This window comes from Pseudomonas sp. FP597 (assembly GCF_030687435.1).
Lineage (GTDB): Bacteria > Pseudomonadota > Gammaproteobacteria > Pseudomonadales > Pseudomonadaceae > Aquipseudomonas > Aquipseudomonas lactucae.
Genome location: NZ_CP117432.1, coordinates 1,923,693 through 1,942,440, shown reverse-complemented (window position 1 = coordinate 1,942,440; position 18,748 = coordinate 1,923,693). Strand labels below are relative to the sequence as shown.

The following is an 18,748-nucleotide window of genomic DNA, read 5'->3' as shown; positions in this document are numbered from 1 at the left end:
GCCTTTCAGCACCTGACGAGCCGGTAAGCGCGCTCTTCAAGGCGCGTAACGCCATCCTGCAAGAACTTCCAGCTCTCACCAAGGATGTCCTGCTGCTCCAACACCTCCAATGACCAATGCTCGCCAAGCAGCATACGCACCTCTTCATCGGTGACGGCAAAGGGTGGGCCGGCCTTTTGCGTCTGGTCGTAGTCCAGGGTGATCAACAGGCCCTGACAACCGGGCCGCAGCACGACGTTCAAATGCTCGGCATACTGCGCCCGCATCAGCGGCGGCAAGGCGATCAGCGCAGCACGGTCGTAGAGTGCAGTGCAGTCAGCCAGCGCCTGCGCGTCCAGGGCAAAGAAGTCACCGCACCACACCTCGATGGCATCAGCCTGATACACCTTGAACTCACCCCGCCGGGTGATTCGCGGCGTCAGGTTCTGCTCGTCAAAGAAGGTTTCCACCGCCTGTTCCGACAATTCCACACCCAGCACGCGATGGCACTGGCTGGCGAGCCACATCAGGTCCAGGCTTTTGCCACACAGCGGCACCAGCACCTTGGCGCCCTCCTCCACAGCCAGTCCGGGCCAATGCTTTTGCAGGTAAGGATTGACCTCGGGCAAGTGAAAGCCGATCTGATTGCGCGCCCAGCGCTCCTGCCAAAACTTGGGCTCCATGGAATCGCCTCCGTAAATTCGATCAAACAGCACTAAAACTTATATTAGATTTAGATCAATGATCTGATTGAAGATGGCCTCATATTAACCCTCAGGACCCCTTTATGCTCCCCAGCCTGTTTATCTCACACGGTTCGCCCATGCTCGCCCTGCAGCCAGGCGACAGCGGTCCGGCGCTGCGGCGTTTGGCTGCAGAACTGCCCCGGCCACGGGCGATTGTGGTGGTGTCGGCCCATTGGGAAAGCCAGGAACTGTTGGTCAGCGCCAGCGCCGCGCCCGAGACCTGGCACGACTTCGGCGGCTTCCCCCGGGAGCTGTTCGCTGTGCAATATCCGGCGCCAGGCGACCCGCAACTGGCGGGCGAAATTGTCGATTTGCTGCACGCCGATGGCCTGAATGCCCGCACCGATAGCACCCGCCCCTTCGATCATGGTACTTGGGTGCCGCTGTCGCTGATGTACCCTGTGGCGGATATTCCGGTGGTACAAGTGTCCCTGCCGAGCCGCCTGGGCCCTGCCCTGCAAACCCGAGTCGGGCACGCACTGGCCAGCCTGCGCGAGCAAGGCGTGCTACTGCTCGGCTCGGGCAGCATCACCCATAACCTGGGGGAGCTGGACTGGCATGCCGGGCCTGAGAGCATCCAGCCCTGGGCACGAGATTTTCGCGATTGGGTAGTGGATAAGCTGGCGGCCGATGATGAAACCGCGCTGCATGATTATCGTCGCCGGGCGCCGAATGCGGTACGCAACCATCCCAGCGATGAGCATCTGTTGCCGCTGTACTTTGCGCGCGGCGCAGGCGGTGATTTCAGCGTGGCGCATCAAGGCTTCACGTTGGGCGCCCTGGGCATGGACATCTATCGCTTTGGCTGACACCGATCGACGGCTGGGCGGACGCTGGTACAGAACTTTCACGCAAAAAAAATCCCCGAACCAGTCGGGGATTTTTTATGTGCGATCAATCAACCCAAGGGCGGATCAATCTTCGCGGTAGCGACGCAGCTTCAACTGCTTACCGGCAACGCGTGTGTCTTTGAGCTTGGTCAGCAGTTTTTCCAGACCATCTTCCGGCAGTTCCACCAGGGAGAAGCTGTCACGCACCTGGATGCGACCGATGGCTTCACGGGCCAGGCCACCCTCGTTGAGGATAGCGCCCAGCAGGTTCTTGGCGGCAATGCCATCACGCGCGCCCAGCGCGGTACGGCAACGAGCACGGCCTTCAGCCAATGGAACCGGAGCACGACGCTCACGATCACCACGGTCTGGACGGTCGCCGGAACGCTCTGGACGATCACCGCGTGGCGCGTTGTTCGGTACCAGTGGACGTTCTTTCTCGATGGCTGCCAGGGTCAGGGCTTGACCGTTGGTGGCCTTGCGCAGCAGGGCTGCAGCCAGGGCACGCGGGGTGCAACCGATATCGGCGGTCAGGCGGTCCAGCAGGTCGCCGTGGGTCGATTCAGCGTCAGCCACCAGTGGTGCCAGGCTGTTGGTCAGTTTCTTGATGCGGGCATCGAGAACGGCCTGGGCATCCGGCAGGCGGACTTCGGCCACTTTCTGACCGGTTACACGCTCGATCACTTGCAGCATGCGGCGCTCGCGCGGAGTCACCAGCAGCAGTGCACGACCTTCGCGACCGGCACGGCCGGTACGGCCGATACGGTGAACGTAGGATTCCGGATCGTAAGGCATGTCGACGTTGAACACGTGGGTGATACGTGGAACGTCGAGACCACGGGCGGCAACGTCGGTCGCCACAACGATGTCCAGACGGCCATCCTTGAGCGAGTCGATTACGCGCTCACGTTGGTTCTGGGCAATGTCACCGTTCAGCGCAGCGGCTTTGTAGCCTTTGGCTTCCAGGGCACTGGCCAGGTCCAGGGTCGCTTGCTTGGTGCGCACGAACATGATCAGGGCATCGAAGTCTTCGACTTCCAGCAGGCTCAATACAGCCGAGGTCTTCTGGTCAGCGTGAACCAACAGGTGAGCCTGTTCGATCGCGGTAACGGTCTGGGTCTTGGTCTGGATCTTCACGTGTTGCGGATCGCGCAGGTGGCGTTCGGCAATGGCACGGATCGACTGTGGCAGGGTCGCCGAGAACAGTACGGTCTGACGGGTCGGTGGCAGTGCCTTGAAGATGACTTCCAGGTCATCCATAAAGCCCAGCTTGAGCATTTCGTCAGCTTCGTCGAGCACCAGGTGATTCACGGTCGACAGGACTTTTTCGTCACGACGCAGGTGGTCGCACAGACGGCCCGGGGTGGCGACAACGATCTGTGCGCCGTTACGGATGGCTTTCAGTTGTGGGCCCATAGGCGCGCCGCCGTAAACGGCCACAACGGTTACGCCTGGCATTTGCTTGGCGTAGGTTTCAAAAGCGGTTGCTACTTGCAGCGCCAACTCACGGGTTGGCGCCAGGATCAGGGCTTGCGGCTCGCGCTTGGCAGGATCGATGCAGTGCAGGATAGGCAGGGCGAACGCGGCGGTTTTACCGGTACCGGTCTGCGCCTGGCCAATCATGTCCTGGCCGGCCATGATGATCGGGATCGATTGCTGCTGAATCGCCGAAGGTTCTTCGTAGCCGGTCGCGATGACGGCAGCAAGAATGTTCGGGTTAAGATTAAAAGCGGCGAAGCCGCCGGTTTCCTGGGTCATGGGTCTGCCTCTAAGTGCATCCGCAAAGACCCATGCTCCAAAGCTGCGCATGCCGTGTTGAGACTCAAGAGTCGCCCTGGCTGCTTTGTCGGCGGGGATTTGCGAAAACGAATGAATGAAAAAGATTCGTCAAGGAAGAGTCCGCTGTGCGGACGTGCAGCCGAAGCTGACTTCGGGGAATTGCGCTACCTAAACGCGGCCCGGTTAAAGGCCGGCGCGCACTATACCGGAAATAGCTGAAAAAGGGAGCTTTTTTTATCCGAAAGCGCCGATAAACCGTGCTGCGTCAGAGTCTTTGCAGATAATCCCGCCAGGGTCTATTTTTCAGAGGCCCGGCCCTGTTGGTCATAACGCTTAAACGGTTCACCCAACCCTGAAGACCTTTGGTCCGAAACCCTTCCCTGCGCCCGAGGGCACTCCCGATGAATCAAGCCAGCAGCAGCCGTGTCAGCCGTGAACTCCAGGGTCATGTCCTGCTGTTGGGCCTGGACCGGGTGGCCAAGCGCAACGCTTTTGACCTGGGTCTGCTCAACGAGCTGAGCCTGGCCTATGGCGAATTTGATCGAAATGACCAGGCGCGGGTCGCCGTGGTATTTGCCCACGGCGACCACTTCACCGCCGGCCTGGACCTGGCCAATGTCAGCGCCGTGATGGCCGGCGGCTGGCAACCCCCGCTGGGCGGCTGCGATCCGTGGGGCGTATTCGCCGGCCCCCGCGTGAGCAAACCGGTGATCGTCGCCGCCCAGGGTTACTGCTTGACCCTCGGTATCGAGTTGATGCTGGCGGCGGATATCAACCTCTGCGCGAGCAATACGCGCTTTGCGCAAATGGAAGTGCAGCGTGGGATCTTTCCCTTTGGCGGCGCAACATTGCGCTTTCATCAGATCGCCGGTTGGGGCAATGCGATGCGCTGGCTGCTCACCGGCGATGAGTTCGACGCCCATGAAGCCCTGCGCCTGGGGTTGGTGCAGGAAGTGATGGCCAGCGAGGACCTGCTGCCGCGCGCCATCGAACTGGCGAGCCGTATTGCGCGCCAGGCCCCACTGGGCGTGCAGGCTACGTTGATGTCGTCGCGTTTGGCGCGCATGGAAGGCGAGACGGTAGCGGCAGCAGCGTTGCCGCCGATGGTGGATAAATTGTTTAACAGCGAAGATGCCAAGGAAGGGGTGCGGGCGATGATTGAAAAGCGGCCGGGGGTGTTCAAGGGGATTTGAGTTGGCTGTACGGCCGTCATCGGGGGCAAGCCTCCGATGACGCCAGGACAGACGACTAAGTCGCCGGCCGAATCGCCTTGATCAACGCCTGCAACGAATACCCCAAACGCGGCGCCAGCGCCTCGGCGCGGGCCGTGAGCGCAGCACGGTCCAACTCCTGATCCAGCTCCGAAGGCACCAGCAGAATCACATTGCCCTCCTTCACCGGCAGCTCCCAGTAATGCCGGTGGTACAACCCACGCAGCAACGCAGCACCCAAGGGTTTGCCATCGTCGGTGGCCCACTGGTTGATCACCAGCCAGCCGCCGGGGTTGAGTTTTTTCTGGCAGTTTTCCAGGAAAGTCCAGGCCAGGTGCCCGACGCCGGGGCCGACATCGGTATACAGGTCGACAAAAATCAGGTCGGCCGGTTCAGCAGTCTCCAACAACTCCAGAGCGTCGCCGATGCGGATGTACAGCCGCGGATCGTCATCCAACCCCATGAACTCAATGGCCAGGCGCGGCACCTCTGGGCGCAGCTCGATGGCCTCGACGTCTTCCAACGCCAGGAACTTCAGGCAGGCCTGGGTCAGCGTGCCGGCGCCCAAACCGAGGAACAATGCGCTCTCCGGCTGATCGTGGCACAACGCACCGATCAGCATCGCACGGGTGTAGTCGTACTCCAGCCAGCTCGGATCGGCGGTGAACACACAGCTTTGCTCAATGGCGTCGCCAAATTCGAGAAATCGGTAATCGGCCACTTCGAGCACGCGGATCATGCCGAAATCATCATGGACCTCGGCCAGCAGGCGCTCGACACGCTCCTCTGTCATCACTACTCCTAACGGGGCTGCTGCATGCAAAAGCGCAATTGTCGGCCAACCGGCGGCAACAGGTCACGCACTAATTGCTGATAACATTGGCGCCCGACCGTCAATCAGCCAAACGAGTTCATGATGAGCCAACCCTGGAGCCCCGACAGCTGGCGCGCCCTGCCAATCCAGCAACAACCCCGGTACCCGGACGCTGCACACCTGCTACAGGTGGAACAGAGCCTGGCCAGCTATCCGCCGCTGGTGTTTGCCGGGGAAGCCCGCGAGTTGCGCCGTCAGTTTGCCGAGGTCACCCAGGGTCGCGCCTTCCTGTTGCAGGGCGGCGACTGCGCCGAGAGCTTTGCCGAGTTCTCCGCGGCAAAGATCCGCGACACCTTCAAAGTGCTGCTGCAGATGGCGATTGTCATGACCTTCGCCGCCGGGTGCCCAGTGGTGAAAGTCGGGCGCATGGCCGGCCAGTTCGCCAAGCCGCGCTCGGCCAACGACGAGACCATCGATGGCATCACCCTGCCTGCCTACCGTGGCGATATCGTCAACGGCATCGGCTTTGACGAAAAAAGCCGCGTGCCGGACCCGGACCGCCTGCTGCAGTCCTACCATCAGTCCACCGCCACGCTCAACTTGCTGCGCGCCTTTGCCCAGGGCGGTTTTGCCGATTTACATCAGGTGCACAAGTGGAACCTGGACTTTATCGCCAACTCTGCCCTGGCTGAAAAATACAGCCAGTTGGCCAACCGCATCGATGAAACCCTGGCATTCATGCGTGCCTGCGGCATGGACAGCTCGCCGCAACTGCGCGAAACCAGCTTCTTCACCGCCCACGAAGCGCTGCTGCTCAACTACGAAGAAGCCTTCGTGCGCCGCGACAGCCTGACCAACGATTACTACGACTGCTCGGCCCATATGCTGTGGATCGGCGACCGTACCCGTCAGCTGGACGGCGCTCACGTGGAGTTCCTGCGCGGAGTGAACAACCCGATTGGCGTAAAGGTCGGCCCGAGCATGAACCCGGATGACCTGATCCGTTTGATCGATATCCTCAATCCGGACAACGACCCAGGCCGTCTGAACCTGATCGCGCGAATGGGCGCAGGCAAGGTCGGCGATCATTTACCGGAGCTGATCCGCGCCGTGCAACGCGAAGGCAAACAGGTGCTGTGGAGTTCGGACCCCATGCACGGCAACACCATCAAGGCCAGCAGCGGTTACAAGACACGCGACTTCGCGCAGATCCTGGGGGAAGTGAAGGACTTCTTCCAGGTGCACCAGGCCGAAGGCACCTATGCCGGCGGGATCCATATCGAGATGACCGGGCAGAACGTAACCGAATGCATCGGCGGCGCGCGGCCCATCACCGAAGACGGTTTATCGGACCGCTACCACACCCATTGCGACCCTCGGATGAATGCCGATCAGTCCCTGGAGCTGGCGTTTCTGATTGCCGAGACCTTGAAGCAGGTCAAGCGCTGAGAGACTTGCCGACTGAACTGACTCATCGCAGGCAAGCCCCCTCCCACAAGGAAGCGCATTACAAATGTGGGCGCTGGGCTTGCCCGCGATGAGGCCCTAAAGCCCGATATTGATCATCGCCACCCTTAACCGGGCGGCACTCGGGCTTTGGCAATTGAGCTGGACCTGCTCCAGCCCCAGCCAGGCGGCCATTTGCCGCAAGTTCAGCGCAAGCGCCAATATGCCTTCCTCATCCAACCCCGGTTCTTCTTCGTGTACCGCATGCACCGCCAGGCGTCCGTTGGCGCGCTCGGCACGCAGGTCGATCCGTGCGGCAATGCGCTCGTTATGCAAAAACGGTAGCACGTAGTAGCCGTACACCCGTTTGTGTTGCGGGGTGTAGATCTCCAGCCGATAACGGAAATCAAACAACCGCTCGGTGCGGCTGCGCTCCCAAATCAACGAATCGAATGGCGACAACAAGGCACTGGCCGGCACCTTGCGGGGCACCTTCGGCTCGGGCAGGCAGTAAGCCAGCTGCTTCCAGCCTTGCACCCGACACGCCAGCAAGTGACCGTCTTCGACCAATTCGGCCAAACGGCTGCGGCTGTCGGAGGGGTCCAGGCGGAAATAGTCGCGCAGGTCTTTTTCGGTGCCCACGCCCAGGGCAGTCGCGCTGTGCAGCAGCAGGCCGCGCTGGGCCTCGGCTTCCGTCAGAGGGACGTGTTGAAGGATATCGCCAGGAATGACACGTTCGGGTAAATCGTAAAGCCGTTCGAACCCGCGTCGCCCCGCGACGGTGACCAGGCCAGCAGCGAACAACCATTCCAGCGCGTGCTTCTCCTCACTCCAATCCCACCAGGGCCCGGCGCGCTCTTCGCGTGTCGACAAACTGCCTGCGCCCAGCGCGCCCTGCCGCTCGACGATCGCTAAAACACGTTGAATGGTGGCTTGCTGCTCCCGCCCAAAACGCGCCATCTGCGCATAGATGCCCTGGCCCTGCTGCGCCCGCTGCATGCGCCAACGCATCAACGGATACAACGCCATCGGCAGCAGAGAAGCCTCATGGCCCCAGTATTCAAACAAGGTACGCCGCCGCCCCTGGCTCCAGGCCGCCTGCTCAAGCATCAATGGGGAATAATTGCCCAGTCGCGAAAACAGCGGCAGGTAATGGGATCGCACCACCGCGTTGACCGAGTCGATCTGCAACACACCCAAACGCCCGATCAAACGGTTGAGGTGCGCGGCCTTGATCTGTGCAGGCGTCTGGCGCCCGGAAAAACCCTGGGCCGCCAGCGCCATGCGTCGAGCCTGCTTGAGGGAAAAGGACAGTTCGGCGGGCATGGACATCTCCTTGAGTGCTCGCGTCCTACCCTACTGCATCCCGGACTATTTTCGCAGCGGGTCTTCCCAGAAATGCCGATGATTTTCCTGCTCTACATCGGCCCGGCTCAGGCCGATGTCCTTGAGCGCGTCGTCGTTCATACTCGCCAGCGTCTGGCGCTCGCGGTGCAACGTCTGCCAGCGCATGAGCGTGTGGAACAGCCCGGCAAGTGGCCGTTTCGCCATCAGTACAAAACCTTTTTGACCTTTCATCTTCGCGCCCTCCCTTGGGGATGACGAAAGTGTGTGCCTGGCTCTATGATCAATCCAACGAATGTTTCTTATGCAATACATCTCAGGGATTGATCAATTGTCCAGCTACCCGAGTATCGACACCGAAGTGCTGCGCACCTTCGTCGCCATCGCCGATCAGGGCGGTTTTACCCGCGCCGGCGAACAGGTCAACCGCACGCAATCGGCGGTGAGCATGCAGATGAAGCGTCTGGAAGAAGACGTGCTGCAGCGCAAGTTGTTCGAGCGCGACGGCCGGCAGGTGCGGCTGACGCCCGAAGGCCAGGTGTTGCTCGGGTATGCGCGGCGCATCCTGAAACTGCACAGCGAAGTGTTCAACACCCTCCGAGAGCCGCATATGGTCGGGCTGGTACGCATCGGCACGCCGGATGACTACGTGATGCGCTTTCTTCCTGGGATTCTCAAACGGTTTTCCAAGGCTTATCCGCTGATCCAGATCGAGATGCACTGCGAGTCGTCGCAAGTTTTAATGCAACGCCGGGATTTGGCCTTGACCGTGATCAGCCGCCAGCCCGGCGATGACATTGGAGAACTGTTGCGCACTGAGCGCTTGGTATGGGCAGCGGCGCAGAGTTTCTGCGTGGATGAGCACCAGGTCGTGCCTTTAGCTGTTTCGGGGACCGATTGCTTCGGTACCCAGTGGACGCAAACGGCATTGGAGGCGGCCGGGCTCGACTACCGCCTGGCCTATCACAGCTCCAATTGCGCGGCGATTCAGAGCGTGGTCGGCGCCGGGCTTGCGGTCATGGCCAGCATGGAAAGCCTGGTGACCGAAGACTTGCGGATACTCGGCAGCAACGAAGGTTTTCCGCCCTTGCCTTCGATGAACCTGCGCCTGCTACGCAACCCGGCGATGGCCTCGCCCATCACCGAATGCCTGGCCGAGTACATTCTCGAAGGCTTCAAACTTTGAAGGTGAGCATCACCGCGCAGACCACCAGGAAGCCGCAGAAAAGGCCGCGCAACAGACGCTCCGGCAGCGCATGGGCGACTTTCACGCCCCAGCTGATGCTGAGCAGGCCGCCGACCGCCAGGGGGATGCCGATCATCCAGTCGACTTCGTGGTGCCAGGCGTAGGTCACCAACGTCACACCGGTACTGGGCAGCGCCAGGGCCAGGGACAAGCCTTGGGCGACCACTTGGGTGGTGCCGAAAATACTGGTCAGCACGGGCGTCGCGACCACCGCGCCGCCGACGCCAAACAAACCGCCCATGGAGCCGGACGCGGCGCCCAACACCCCCAGCCAAGGCCAGGAATAGCGCATCTGTGCCGTCGGCGGTGCGTTGCGCGTGAACATGCGCACCAGGTTGTAGGTCGACAGCGCCACCAGAAAGGCAATAAAGCCGATACGCATCGCGCCGGCATCCAGCCCCACCGCCCAGATCGAACCGAGCCAGGCAAAGGTGAAGCCCGTCAGCCCCAGCGGCAATGCATGGCGCAGTTCAATCCGGTTGCGCTGGTGGTAGCGCCACAGGGCCAGCATCACGTTCGGCACCACCATCACCAGCGCCGTGCCCTGGGCGATCTGCTGATCCAGGCCGAACAGCACACCGAGCACCGGGATGGCAATCAGCCCTCCGCCGATGCCAAACAGCCCGCCCACCGTGCCCAAGGCCGCGCCCAATACCAGGTACATCGCTAAATCCAACACCACTCATTACTCCACGAACCCATGGCCTTGCATGCTACGCAGTCGGCTCTGGCGCGCAAAGGCACAGCAACGCACAATGGCTGTGCCAATCTTGCATAAGCGCGCCTGCATGAACCCTAATCTCCTGACCGATCAGCTGAGCCTGTTTCTCGATGTACTGGAAACCGGCAGTTTTTCCGCCGCCGCACGCCGCCATCCGTTGACGCCTTCGGCGGTGGCGCGGCGTATCGACAGCCTGGAAAGTTCGGTGGGCAGTCGCCTGTTCCAGCGCAGTACCCATGCGGTGCTGCCGACCCCGGCAGGCCTGGCGTTTGCCGAGCGCGCGCGGCGGATTGTCAGCGAGTTGCAGCTGGCGCGCGCTGAAGCAGTATCCCTGAGCCATGCACCGGAGGGTCTGATTCGCGTGGACGCGCCGGCGGCGTTTGGTCGGCGGCATCTGGCGCCGGTGATTGCAGACTTTTTGAATGTGTACCCGGGGCTGGATGTGCACCTGCACCTGATCGACAGCTTTGTGGACATGCAGGGCGCGCACCTGGGCAAGGTCGACCTGGTGCTGCGTGCCGGGCACATCGTCGATACCCGGCTGATCGCCACGCCCCTGGCCAGCATCGTGCGCATCGCCTGCGCCAGCCCGGCCTACCTGAAAAGCCGAGGCACACCGACCCACCCGCGCGAATTGAGCGACCATGACGGCTTGGATTGGGATGGCCTGGCGCCGATGTTCGCCTGGCGTTTTGAAATGGACGGACGCCGCGCCACATACCGCCCGCAGCGCATCCGCATGAGCGCCAACAATGCCGAAGCCCTGCTCTGCGGCGCGCTGGCCGGACTGGGTATCGCCCACTTGCCCACTTGGCTGGCCAGCGAGTACCTGGTGCGTGGCGAATTGCTGCCGCTGTTTTGCGAAGACGGTCTGCCCAGTCCGGAAACCACCGGCATCTATGCCCTGCGCCTGGAACAGCAGCCCAATGCACGCAGCCGCTTGCTGCTGGAATACCTGAAATCCCGATTCAGCCCGGTACCGCCATGGGACCTGGCCCTGCAAAGCGGCCTGGTCTGACCATTCGCCAGAATTATCTAGCGCATTAAACATTTGGCCGCTAGATTCCAGGCCAGACACGTTTTTAAAGGCCCCCGCCATGAGCAAGAACCCTGATCCCTGCGAAAACCTGATGCTGGACAACCAACTGTGCTTCGCCCTGCACTCCACCTCGCTGCTGATGACCAAAGTCTACAAGCCCCTGCTGCAAGCCCTCGGCCTGACCTACCCGCAGTACCTGGCCATGATGGTGCTGTGGGAAGAGGACGGTTTGACCGTCGGCGAAATCAGCAGCCGCTTGCTGACCGATCCGGGCTCCCTGACCCCTTTGCTCAAACGCTTAGAGGTTGAAGGCCTGCTCAGCCGCACCCGCAGCCGTGAAGACGAACGCGTGGTCGTGGTGGAATTGACCGACGCCGGCCGCGCCCTGCAGGACAAGGCCATGAACATTCCCCACTGCATCCTCGGCGCCAGCGGGCTGGAGCTGGACCAACTGCGCAGGCTGCAAGCTGAGTTGATTACCCTGCGCAACAACCTGCAAAGCACGCTCTAACAAGCAATAAAGCGCTCAAACATGTAGGAGGGGCTTGCTCCCGATAGCGGTGGGTCAGTGAGCATATCTGTCGCTGATCCACTGCTATCGGGAGCAAGCCCCCTCTCACATTGGTTTAGGGTGTTCAGAAAAAATATTTATAAATTTATCTTGCGCGCTAAACATTAGCGCTATACATTCACCTCACCAACTACTTAGCGCGCAAACATTTAGCGCAAACAACCCAAAAGGAAAACCCTATGCAAACGCTCTATACCGCAGTAGCCACCGCCACCGGCGGCCGTGATGGTCGTGCTGTTTCCAGCGATAACATCCTCGACGTCAAACTTTCCACGCCGAAAGAACTGGGCGGCGCCGGCGGCCAGGCCACCAACCCGGAACAATTGTTCGCCGCCGGTTACTCGGCCTGCTTCATCGGCGCACTGAAATTCGTCGCCAGCCAGACCAAACGCAAAATCCCGGACGACGCCTCGATCACTGCCCACGTTGGCATCGGCCAGATCCCCGGCGGTTTCGGCCTGGATATCGACCTGCACATCAGCCTGCCAGGCCTGGCCCAGGATGAGGCGCAAAGCCTGGTCGACGCCGCTCACCAAGTGTGCCCGTACTCCAACGCCACCCGTGGCAACGTCGATGTGCGCCTGCACGTAGCCGTCTAACCAACTCTGCCAGCCCAGGAGAAGATCATGAACACCTTTGCCAAAGCGCTCACCGGTACCCTGCTCGCCCTGTCCGTCACTCATGCCTTCGCCGCCAGCGGCGATGTTGAACACAACACCCAGGCGTTCCTGGATGCGCTGAACGCTGGCACGGGCAAGCCGATTGAACAGTTGACGCCTACAGACGCCCGTGCGGTGCTGACTGGCGCCCAGGCCGGTGTGAAGCTGACGCTGCCCAAGGCCGATGTGAGCCAGAAGACCATCCAGGTCGATGGCAAGCCGCTGCACCTGACGATCGTGCGTCCGGCCGGGGTCAAGGGCACATTGCCAGTGTTCATGTTCTTCCACGGCGGCGGCTGGGTGCTTGGGGATTACCCTACGCATGAGCGTCTGGTACGAGATCTGGTGGCGGGTTCAGGGGCGGTGGCGGTGTTCGTCAATTACACACCGTCCCCTGAAGCGCACTACCCGGTGGCGATCAACCAGGCCTACGGCGCAACCAAATGGGTGGCCGAGCATGGCAAAGAGATCAACGTTGATGGCAAGCGCCTGGCGGTCGCGGGCAACAGCGTCGGCGGCAACATGGCGGCCGTGGTCAGTTTGATGGCCAAGGACAAAGGCACACCGGCAATCAAGTTCCAACTGCTGTTATGGCCGGTGACCGACGCCAACTTCGACACGGGGTCCTACAACCAATACGCCGAAGGGCACTTCCTCACCAGGAACATGATGAAGTGGTTCTGGGACAACTACACCACCGATGCCAAGCAACGCGCCGAGATCTACGCCTCGCCGCTGCGGGCCACCACTGAACAACTCAAGGGCCTGCCGCCCGCGCTGGTGCAGACCGCCGGTGCCGATGTGCTGCGTGATGAGGGTGAAGCCTATGCCCGCCAGCTGGATGCCGCCGGTGTGCCAGTGACCGCGGTGCGCTACAACGGCATGATCCACGACTACGGTTTGCTCAACGTGGTCAGCCAGGTGCCGGCGGTGCGTTCGGCAATGCTGCAAGCGTCGGATGAGCTCAAGCAACACCTGAAGTAAAACCTGCGCTCATAAAAAAACCCGACTCATGGTCGGGTTTTTTGCTTCGTACGGCAGGGCCAGAATTACTTCTTGGCGCGACCTTTGTACGAACCGCCTTCGCGGGTGTCGATCTCGATCAGGTCGTCGATTTCGATGAAATCGGCCACTTGCAGCTCGGTACCGTTGCTCAGCTTGGCTGGCTTCATCACTTTGCCCGAAGTGTCACCGCGAGCGGAACCTTCGGTGTAGGCAACCTTACGCACGATAGTGGTCGGCAGTTCTACGGAAACCAGGCGCTCTTCGAAGAAAATAGCTTCGCAGACATCTTCCATGCCTTCTTCGATGAACGGCAGAACGGCTTCGATGTCTTCAGCGTTCAGTTCGTACATGGTGTAGTCAGTGGTGTCCATGAACGTGTAAGTGTCGCCGCTGATGAAGGACAGGGTCGCTTCTTTGCGGTCGAGGATCACATCGTCCAGTTTGTCGTCGGCGCTGTAGACGATCTCGGTCTTGTAACCGGTCAGCAGGTTCTTCAGCTTGGTCTTCATGATTGCGCTGTTACGACCAGACTTGGTGAACTCAGCTTTCTGAACCAGCCAAGGGTCGTTTTCAAGACGGATCACTGTACCGGGTTTCAGTTCTTTACCAGTTTTCATTGCATATATCCGAAATTTGGATGGGATTTACAAAATTCAAGGTGGCGTATCATATCCAACTTTCATAAAACTGTACCAGCGCCGTCGCAAGATCGGCCTGCAAGCCCTGTTCCAGACACCAGGTTTGGGCGTGCAGACTCACTTCCGGCCAGTGCTCCAGCAGCATTTTCCATGGCTGCGCCATATCATCCTCGGTGTTCCAGGCTTGCCAGAGCGCTACCAGCGCAGCCTTGGCCGCCGGCGACAAAGCCGCGGTGTACAGCGCCAGAAAAGCGTCGAGCTTGTCCAGATGGATGTCTTCGTCCTGGCGATAGATATGCCACAACAATGGCCGCCCGGCCCATTGGGCACGCACGAACGAGTCCTCACCGCGCACGGCATTGAAGTCGCAACACCACAGCAGATGGTCGTACTGCTCCTGACGCACGAATGGCAGCACCTGCACGGTCAGGGCGTCACGTCGGTGCACATCCCCCGCTGTCAGCCCCTCTGCACCGAGCCAACGCTGAACGTCACCGAGGATGCGCCCTTCCGGCACCAACAGATGAGTGGCACGCCCGTCCGTCGCTAATACATCCAGCCAACTGGCGAGCCCGGCGTTTTCGTAGGCAAACAGGGAAAATAATCGCGCGCCATCTGCCCGAAATACCCCGAGGCTTTGCAGGAATTGCCGCTGCGCAACCGCATCCTGTTGAAAAGCCTGACGCTGCTCCAGTAATCCCGCTTCACGCAACAGGCCGCCCGTCCCAGGACGAAAACCAGGGAAAAAGAAGTACTTCTGCACGCCCTTGTACTTTACCGATGGCAGCCGATGACAGCCCACTACCCAGTCTTCGGCACTGAGGTAATCCAGGTTCATCCACAGCGGCGCACGCTCGCGTTCGGCCATGGTGTCCATATAGCCAGGCGGCAACTGGCAGGCAAACGCTGCAATCACCACATCCGCAGGCGGCGCACCGGCCCACTCGGCGGGCCAATGACGCACGTCGACGCCCGCCTGCCACTGCTGCGTCACCTGCACATCAATCTCGGGGCACATGCGTTCGAAGGCACGCAGATCATCGACCCACAAACGCACCTCGCATCCTTGCTCCGCCACCAACTGACGGGCCAGGCGCCAGGTCACGCCGATGTCGCCGTAGTTGTCGACGACGCTGCAAAAAATATCCCAGCGGGCTTTCATTCCGGGCTCCAACACTCAAAGGCTCGATTGTCCGCATAAATGCGCGGATGCAGAAGGCTTGATCGCGATTATTCTGCCCTCTGGCTGTGCGACAATCGTCGCCACACCGTCAATGCCTGCCAGGAGGCCATCATGTCCGAACGTCCGTTGTCGCTGTTCAAGCTCAGTGCCGCTGTGGCTTTTGGCTTGTGGCTGGGGTTTATCGCCATTGCGTTGACCGCCTGGCTGGCCTCGCGCTACCTGTTCCCGCAGAGCCTGGCCCCCGTGGCGCAAGCCGTGCAACAGCTAGGCAAGCCGGCCGCGACGTCACCGGCGCCGGAGCCGCCCAACCGCATGTTCGAGCAATACCAACAGAATCTGCAAAAACAGGAACAGCAGCAAACCCTCGACCAGGCGCGCAACAACGCACGTAACTTGTCCAACCCAAAATGCCAGTTCTGGCTGCAACAGGACCAGAACGCGCCGAATGAAAAGAGCCGGGCAAATGTCCTGCAATTCTGCGAATGATCAAGCACAGCCATGAATAAACACGCCGTTCACCAGTTGATTCTGGAAAAGCTCACCGCCGACCTCTGCATCGCCCAGCGCGCCGCGCAGACCGCTTACGAAACCGCGACCCACGAAGAGAACATCGCCGAAAACAAATACGACACTCTGGGGCTGGAGGCTTCCTACCTGGCGGCCGGCCAGGCCAAGCGGGTCGAGGAGATCAAGCAGGCGTTGGCGCTGTGTCAGAGCCTGCAACTGCGCGCCTACGATGAGCGGCGCGGGATAGAAATCGGCACGCTCATGGGCCTGGAAGACGAAAACGGTCGCCAGCAGTGGCTGTTCCTGGCACCGGACGCGGCGGGTTTGAAGGTGGACGTGGTCGGGCAACCGGTGACGGTCATCACCCCGCGCTCACCCTTGGGCAAGAGCCTGCTGGGCAAGTGCATCGATGATGAGGTAGAGATTCTGGTGGCGGGCGCCCGGCAACACTTCACGGTCACCGAGGCCCGCTGAGCCATTCAGTGGATCGGCAGTTCAACGCCGTCAAACAACTCTTCCAGTTCCTGCTTGTTGTGGCACTGGATCGCCTTGGCCATGACTTCGCGGGTCAGGTGCGGCGCGAACTTCTCGATGAAATCGCACATGAAGCCACGCAGGAATGTGCCACGACGGAAGCCGATCTTGGTCACGCTGGACTCGAACAGCTCACTGGCATCGAGCACCACCAGGTCTTTGTCGAGCTGAGTATCGACCGCCATCTTGGCGACGATCCCCACGCCCAGGCCCAGGCGCACATAGGTCTTGATCACGTCGGCGTCGGCGGCGGTAAACACCACTTTCGGCGTGAGGCCGCGATGACTGAAGGCTTCGTCGAGCTTGGAACGGCCGGTAAAACCGAACACATAGGTGACGATCGGGTATTCAGCCAGGGCTTCCAGGGTCAGCTTCGGCAGCTTGGCCAACGGGTGACCCTGAGGCACCACCACGCAACGGTTCCAGCGGTAGCACGGCATCATCACCAGGTCGCCGAACAGCTCGAGGGCTTCGGTGGCGATGGCGAAATCGACGGTGCCGTCAGCCGCCATTTCGGCAATCTGCATCGGCGAACCCTGGTGCATGTGCAGGGCCACATCCGGGTATTGCTTGATGAAGTCACGGATCACCGGGGGCAATGCGTAACGCGCCTGGGTGTGCGTGGTTGCGATCGACAGGGTGCCCTTTTTCTCGTTGGAGAACTCCTGGGCGATCTGCTTGATGCTTTCGACCTTACGCAGGATCTCGCCGGCGGTGGTGATGATGCGCTCACCGGCCGGGGTCACGCGGGTCAGGTGCTTGCCGCTGCGGGCGAACACTTCGACACCCAGCTCGTCTTCGAGCAGGCGGATCTGCTTGCTGATACCGGGTTGCGAGGTGTACAGGCTTTGAGCGGTAGCGGAAACGTTGAGATCGTGGTGCGCCACCTCCCAGATGTAGCGCAGTTGTTGGAGCTTCATATGTATCCCTCAAAGCAGATAGACGCCACGGGTATCAGCGACGGTATATAACTATATTAAAGGTCAGACGGATAAATCTAGAACTTTTTATCCTTTCTGCCATTCACACGTCATCACTGCGTCGACGTTGTAGCGACGGCACCAGGTAAACCGGCACACTGGACAGCTGCAGCACCCGTGCAGCGGTGCGTCCCAGCGGCGTAGCGGCCGCGGTTGCGTGGCTGTGACTGCCTACGATCAACAGATCGACGGACAGCTTGCGCAACTGGTCGAGGATCACCTCGCACGGGTCCCCCTGAATCACCCTGACCGACCGGATCAACTGCAGATCCTGCTCCCCATCGCCCAACTCCTCGCGAAAACTGTCCAGCACACGCTGTTCGATGGTAGCCATCACCGCCGTCACCCCCTGGGCTTGCCACTCACTCAGGGCTTTCTCATCAAGGTAGCTCTGCAACACCGATTCGGCGAACAGCCCGATGGGCTCGACCACATGAATGACATACAGATCCGCCTTGAACGTTCGCGCCAGCGCCAATGCATGCTGCATCACATAAGGCGCGTACGGACCGAGGTCCGTGGCATACAGCATCGAGCGAATCATAAAACCTCCTGGACTGCCAGGCTGGAGGAGATTGAATGAGCTTAGCAGCGCCCTTAAGGCTCGGCCTGAATCCGCACCTCGTTACTGATGCCGTGGGGGACATGTCCGGTGGCCACCACTTCCCTGGCCTTCTCGCAATGACCGGCCTGGTCGTCGAAAAACACATCGGCGGCAAAAGCTTCAAGGAACGCGGATTTTTCCAACCCCCCGAGAAACAACGATTCATCCAGGCGGATATCCCACTCGCGCAAGGTGCGAATCACCCGTTCATGGGACGGCGCCGACCGCGCCGTGACCAGCGCGGTACGGATCGGACAGGCCTCATCAGGAAACTCGCGCTGCAATAAATTGAGCGCCGCCAGGAAGCCTTTGAACGGCCCGCCGTGCAATGGCTGACGCGCCGATTCGCGTTCGCTCGCCTGGAACGCCTCCAGGCCACCGGCCTGGTACACGCGTTCCGACTCATCGGAGAACAGTACCGCGTCGCCGTCGAAGGCAATCCGCAGTTCCTCGCTGCAGGCCCGCCGCGCACCGCCCGACAATATCGTCGCGGCGGCAAAGCCGGCATCGAGGGCGCTGCGCACATCCTCGGCATGGGTCGACAGAAACAGGTGGCAGCCAAACGCGGCTAAATAAGGATAAGGACTACGCCCGCCTACGAAAGCGGCGCGGGAAATGTCCAGGCCGTAATGCTGGATCGAGTTGAACACGCGCAGGCCCGTGTCTGCGCTATTGCGTGACACCAACACCACCTCGACACGCGCCCGGCCCAGGCTGGCGTTAAGGCTCAGCAGCTTTTTGGCCAACGGAAAGGCATCCCCAGGCTCAAGGATTTCTTCCTCGTGTTCGATCTGGTATTTGCGATAAGCCTCAACCCCTTGGGCCAGATAGACCTTGTGGCTGTCGCTGAGGTCGAACAGCGCTCGCGATGAAATCGCCAGTACCAGTTTGTCGCCCAATCCCTTTGCCATG

At 60.7% G+C, this 18,748-nt stretch carries 21 protein-coding genes; 10 read left to right on the top strand and 11 right to left on the bottom strand.

Annotated features, from left to right (window positions below; genetic code table 11):
- Positions 1 to 5: 5 nt before the first annotated feature.
- Positions 6 to 662 carry a thiopurine S-methyltransferase gene (locus tag PSH66_RS09085; protein ID WP_003172739.1) on the bottom strand — a complete coding sequence of 219 codons (657 nt, stop codon included), beginning with the start codon at positions 660 to 662 and terminating at the stop codon, positions 6 to 8.
- A gap of 104 nt (positions 663 to 766) precedes the next feature.
- Here PSH66_RS09085 and PSH66_RS09080 point away from each other — a divergent pair, with 104 nt between their 5' ends.
- Positions 767 to 1,534 carry a class III extradiol ring-cleavage dioxygenase gene (locus PSH66_RS09080; protein ID WP_305428862.1) on the top strand — a complete coding sequence of 256 codons (768 nt, stop codon included), beginning with the start codon at positions 767 to 769 and terminating at the stop codon, positions 1,532 to 1,534.
- A 105-nt stretch (positions 1,535 to 1,639) separates the two neighbouring features.
- Here the strand turns inward: PSH66_RS09080 and PSH66_RS09075 are convergent, their stop codons facing one another.
- The gene (locus tag PSH66_RS09075) at positions 1,640 to 3,313 is read right to left on the bottom strand and encodes a DEAD/DEAH box helicase (RefSeq protein ID WP_003172736.1); all 1,674 of its coding nucleotides are present in this window, start codon (positions 3,311 to 3,313) and stop codon (positions 1,640 to 1,642) included.
- Positions 3,314 to 3,735: 422 nt separating this feature from the next.
- On the opposite strand from PSH66_RS09075, the gene PSH66_RS09070 reads away from it, so the two are divergent.
- A complete protein-coding gene (locus tag PSH66_RS09070) occupies positions 3,736 to 4,527 on the top strand; it encodes a crotonase/enoyl-CoA hydratase family protein (protein WP_141063746.1) in 792 nt (263 codons plus the stop codon).
- Positions 4,528 to 4,582: 55 nt separating this feature from the next.
- Here the strand turns inward: PSH66_RS09070 and PSH66_RS09065 are convergent, their stop codons facing one another.
- Positions 4,583 to 5,338, bottom strand: coding sequence for a spermidine synthase (locus tag PSH66_RS09065; RefSeq protein ID WP_003172733.1), 756 nt, complete (start codon positions 5,336 to 5,338; stop codon positions 4,583 to 4,585).
- Between the two features lie 123 nt (positions 5,339 to 5,461).
- Here PSH66_RS09065 and PSH66_RS09060 point away from each other — a divergent pair, with 123 nt between their 5' ends.
- Positions 5,462 to 6,808, top strand: coding sequence for a class II 3-deoxy-7-phosphoheptulonate synthase (locus PSH66_RS09060; RefSeq protein WP_305428860.1), 1,347 nt, complete (start codon positions 5,462 to 5,464; stop codon positions 6,806 to 6,808).
- A gap of 96 nt (positions 6,809 to 6,904) precedes the next feature.
- On the opposite strand, the gene PSH66_RS09055 is transcribed toward PSH66_RS09060, so the two are convergent.
- Both PSH66_RS09055 and PSH66_RS09050 read right to left on the bottom strand, forming a co-directional pair.
- Complete coding sequence (locus tag PSH66_RS09055) at positions 6,905 to 8,131, bottom strand: winged helix-turn-helix domain-containing protein (RefSeq protein ID WP_003172731.1); 1,227 nt, start codon at positions 8,129 to 8,131, stop codon at positions 6,905 to 6,907.
- 45 nt (positions 8,132 to 8,176) lie between these two features.
- Positions 8,177 to 8,383: a DUF1127 domain-containing protein gene (locus tag PSH66_RS09050; protein WP_042944384.1), complete on the bottom strand. Its 207-nt coding sequence runs from the start codon at positions 8,381 to 8,383 to the stop codon at positions 8,177 to 8,179.
- A 70-nt stretch (positions 8,384 to 8,453) separates the two neighbouring features.
- Here PSH66_RS09050 and PSH66_RS09045 point away from each other — a divergent pair, with 70 nt between their 5' ends.
- The gene (locus PSH66_RS09045; RefSeq protein WP_003172729.1) at positions 8,454 to 9,335 is read left to right on the top strand and encodes a LysR family transcriptional regulator; all 882 of its coding nucleotides are present in this window, start codon (positions 8,454 to 8,456) and stop codon (positions 9,333 to 9,335) included.
- Here the strand turns inward: PSH66_RS09045 and PSH66_RS09040 are convergent.
- Complete coding sequence (locus PSH66_RS09040) at positions 9,325 to 10,074, bottom strand: sulfite exporter TauE/SafE family protein (RefSeq protein WP_003172728.1); 750 nt, start codon at positions 10,072 to 10,074, stop codon at positions 9,325 to 9,327. The two genes, PSH66_RS09045 and PSH66_RS09040, sit on opposite strands and share 11 nt — an antisense overlap.
- A gap of 109 nt (positions 10,075 to 10,183) precedes the next feature.
- Here PSH66_RS09040 and PSH66_RS09035 point away from each other — a divergent pair, with 109 nt between their 5' ends.
- The 4 genes from PSH66_RS09035 to PSH66_RS09020 all read left to right on the top strand — a co-directional run bounded on the left by PSH66_RS09035 (position 10,184) and on the right by PSH66_RS09020 (position 13,369).
- On the top strand, positions 10,184 to 11,134 hold the full coding sequence (locus tag PSH66_RS09035) for a LysR family transcriptional regulator (RefSeq protein WP_078732311.1): 951 nt from the start codon (positions 10,184 to 10,186) through the stop codon (positions 11,132 to 11,134).
- A 79-nt stretch (positions 11,135 to 11,213) separates the two neighbouring features.
- Positions 11,214 to 11,666 (top strand): MarR family winged helix-turn-helix transcriptional regulator, encoded by a 453-nt coding sequence (locus tag PSH66_RS09030; RefSeq protein WP_003172726.1) that lies wholly within the window; start codon positions 11,214 to 11,216, stop codon positions 11,664 to 11,666.
- 239 nt (positions 11,667 to 11,905) lie between these two features.
- Positions 11,906 to 12,325, top strand: coding sequence for an organic hydroperoxide resistance protein (locus PSH66_RS09025; RefSeq protein WP_003172725.1), 420 nt, complete (start codon positions 11,906 to 11,908; stop codon positions 12,323 to 12,325).
- A 27-nt stretch (positions 12,326 to 12,352) separates the two neighbouring features.
- Complete coding sequence (locus tag PSH66_RS09020) at positions 12,353 to 13,369, top strand: alpha/beta hydrolase (RefSeq protein ID WP_305428855.1); 1,017 nt, start codon at positions 12,353 to 12,355, stop codon at positions 13,367 to 13,369.
- Positions 13,370 to 13,434: 65 nt separating this feature from the next.
- Here PSH66_RS09020 and PSH66_RS09015 read toward each other — a convergent pair whose 3' ends face one another.
- Together PSH66_RS09015 and earP are read right to left on the bottom strand one after the other, a co-directional pair.
- The gene (locus PSH66_RS09015) at positions 13,435 to 14,007 is read right to left on the bottom strand and encodes an elongation factor P (protein WP_003172723.1); all 573 of its coding nucleotides are present in this window, start codon (positions 14,005 to 14,007) and stop codon (positions 13,435 to 13,437) included.
- A 49-nt stretch (positions 14,008 to 14,056) separates the two neighbouring features.
- Positions 14,057 to 15,190, bottom strand: coding sequence for an elongation factor P maturation arginine rhamnosyltransferase EarP (gene earP, locus PSH66_RS09010; RefSeq protein ID WP_003172722.1), 1,134 nt, complete (start codon positions 15,188 to 15,190; stop codon positions 14,057 to 14,059).
- Positions 15,191 to 15,322: 132 nt separating this feature from the next.
- Here earP and PSH66_RS09005 point away from each other — a divergent pair, with 132 nt between their 5' ends.
- Both PSH66_RS09005 and PSH66_RS09000 read left to right on the top strand, forming a co-directional pair.
- A complete protein-coding gene (locus tag PSH66_RS09005) occupies positions 15,323 to 15,697 on the top strand; it encodes a hypothetical protein (protein ID WP_305428853.1) in 375 nt (124 codons plus the stop codon).
- 12 nt (positions 15,698 to 15,709) lie between these two features.
- Entirely contained in the window at positions 15,710 to 16,192 is a 483-nt protein-coding gene (locus tag PSH66_RS09000; RefSeq protein ID WP_305428851.1) for a transcription elongation factor GreAB, read from the top strand.
- 5 nt (positions 16,193 to 16,197) lie between these two features.
- Here the strand turns inward: PSH66_RS09000 and cysB are convergent, their stop codons facing one another.
- From cysB to PSH66_RS08985, 3 genes are all read right to left on the bottom strand, one after another.
- A complete protein-coding gene (gene cysB / locus PSH66_RS08995; protein WP_003172719.1) occupies positions 16,198 to 17,172 on the bottom strand; it encodes an HTH-type transcriptional regulator CysB in 975 nt (324 codons plus the stop codon).
- Positions 17,173 to 17,275: 103 nt separating this feature from the next.
- Positions 17,276 to 17,776: a universal stress protein gene (locus PSH66_RS08990; protein ID WP_003172718.1), complete on the bottom strand. Its 501-nt coding sequence runs from the start codon at positions 17,774 to 17,776 to the stop codon at positions 17,276 to 17,278.
- A 53-nt stretch (positions 17,777 to 17,829) separates the two neighbouring features.
- Positions 17,830 to 18,747, bottom strand: coding sequence for a 5'-nucleotidase (locus PSH66_RS08985; RefSeq protein ID WP_003172717.1), 918 nt, complete (start codon positions 18,745 to 18,747; stop codon positions 17,830 to 17,832).
- Between the last annotated feature and the right edge of the window lies 1 nt (position 18,748).

Coding starts and splice junctions, on each gene's coding strand:
- cysB (WP_003172719.1), bottom strand. CDS start 17,172: ATGAAGCTCCAACAACTGCGCTACATCTGGGAGGTGGCGCACCACGAT.
- PSH66_RS09025 (WP_003172725.1), top strand. CDS start 11,906: ATGCAAACGCTCTATACCGCAGTAGCCACCGCCACCGGCGGCCGTGAT.
- PSH66_RS09000 (WP_305428851.1), top strand. CDS start 15,710: ATGAATAAACACGCCGTTCACCAGTTGATTCTGGAAAAGCTCACCGCC.
- PSH66_RS09030 (WP_003172726.1), top strand. CDS start 11,214: ATGAGCAAGAACCCTGATCCCTGCGAAAACCTGATGCTGGACAACCAA.
- PSH66_RS09035 (WP_078732311.1), top strand. CDS start 10,184: ATGAACCCTAATCTCCTGACCGATCAGCTGAGCCTGTTTCTCGATGTA.
- PSH66_RS08990 (WP_003172718.1), bottom strand. CDS start 17,776: ATGATTCGCTCGATGCTGTATGCCACGGACCTCGGTCCGTACGCGCCT.
- PSH66_RS09075 (WP_003172736.1), bottom strand. CDS start 3,313: ATGACCCAGGAAACCGGCGGCTTCGCCGCTTTTAATCTTAACCCGAAC.
- PSH66_RS09055 (WP_003172731.1), bottom strand. CDS start 8,131: ATGCCCGCCGAACTGTCCTTTTCCCTCAAGCAGGCTCGACGCATGGCG.
- PSH66_RS09060 (WP_305428860.1), top strand. CDS start 5,462: ATGAGCCAACCCTGGAGCCCCGACAGCTGGCGCGCCCTGCCAATCCAG.
- PSH66_RS09050 (WP_042944384.1), bottom strand. CDS start 8,383: ATGAAAGGTCAAAAAGGTTTTGTACTGATGGCGAAACGGCCACTTGCC.
- PSH66_RS09080 (WP_305428862.1), top strand. CDS start 767: ATGCTCCCCAGCCTGTTTATCTCACACGGTTCGCCCATGCTCGCCCTG.
- PSH66_RS09085 (WP_003172739.1), bottom strand. CDS start 662: ATGGAGCCCAAGTTTTGGCAGGAGCGCTGGGCGCGCAATCAGATCGGC.
- PSH66_RS09070 (WP_141063746.1), top strand. CDS start 3,736: ATGAATCAAGCCAGCAGCAGCCGTGTCAGCCGTGAACTCCAGGGTCAT.
- earP (WP_003172722.1), bottom strand. CDS start 15,190: ATGAAAGCCCGCTGGGATATTTTTTGCAGCGTCGTCGACAACTACGGC.
- PSH66_RS09065 (WP_003172733.1), bottom strand. CDS start 5,338: ATGACAGAGGAGCGTGTCGAGCGCCTGCTGGCCGAGGTCCATGATGAT.
- PSH66_RS09005 (WP_305428853.1), top strand. CDS start 15,323: ATGTCCGAACGTCCGTTGTCGCTGTTCAAGCTCAGTGCCGCTGTGGCT.
- PSH66_RS09015 (WP_003172723.1), bottom strand. CDS start 14,007: ATGAAAACTGGTAAAGAACTGAAACCCGGTACAGTGATCCGTCTTGAA.
- PSH66_RS09045 (WP_003172729.1), top strand. CDS start 8,454: ATGCAATACATCTCAGGGATTGATCAATTGTCCAGCTACCCGAGTATC.
- PSH66_RS09020 (WP_305428855.1), top strand. CDS start 12,353: ATGAACACCTTTGCCAAAGCGCTCACCGGTACCCTGCTCGCCCTGTCC.
- PSH66_RS08985 (WP_003172717.1), bottom strand. CDS start 18,747: ATGGCAAAGGGATTGGGCGACAAACTGGTACTGGCGATTTCATCGCGA.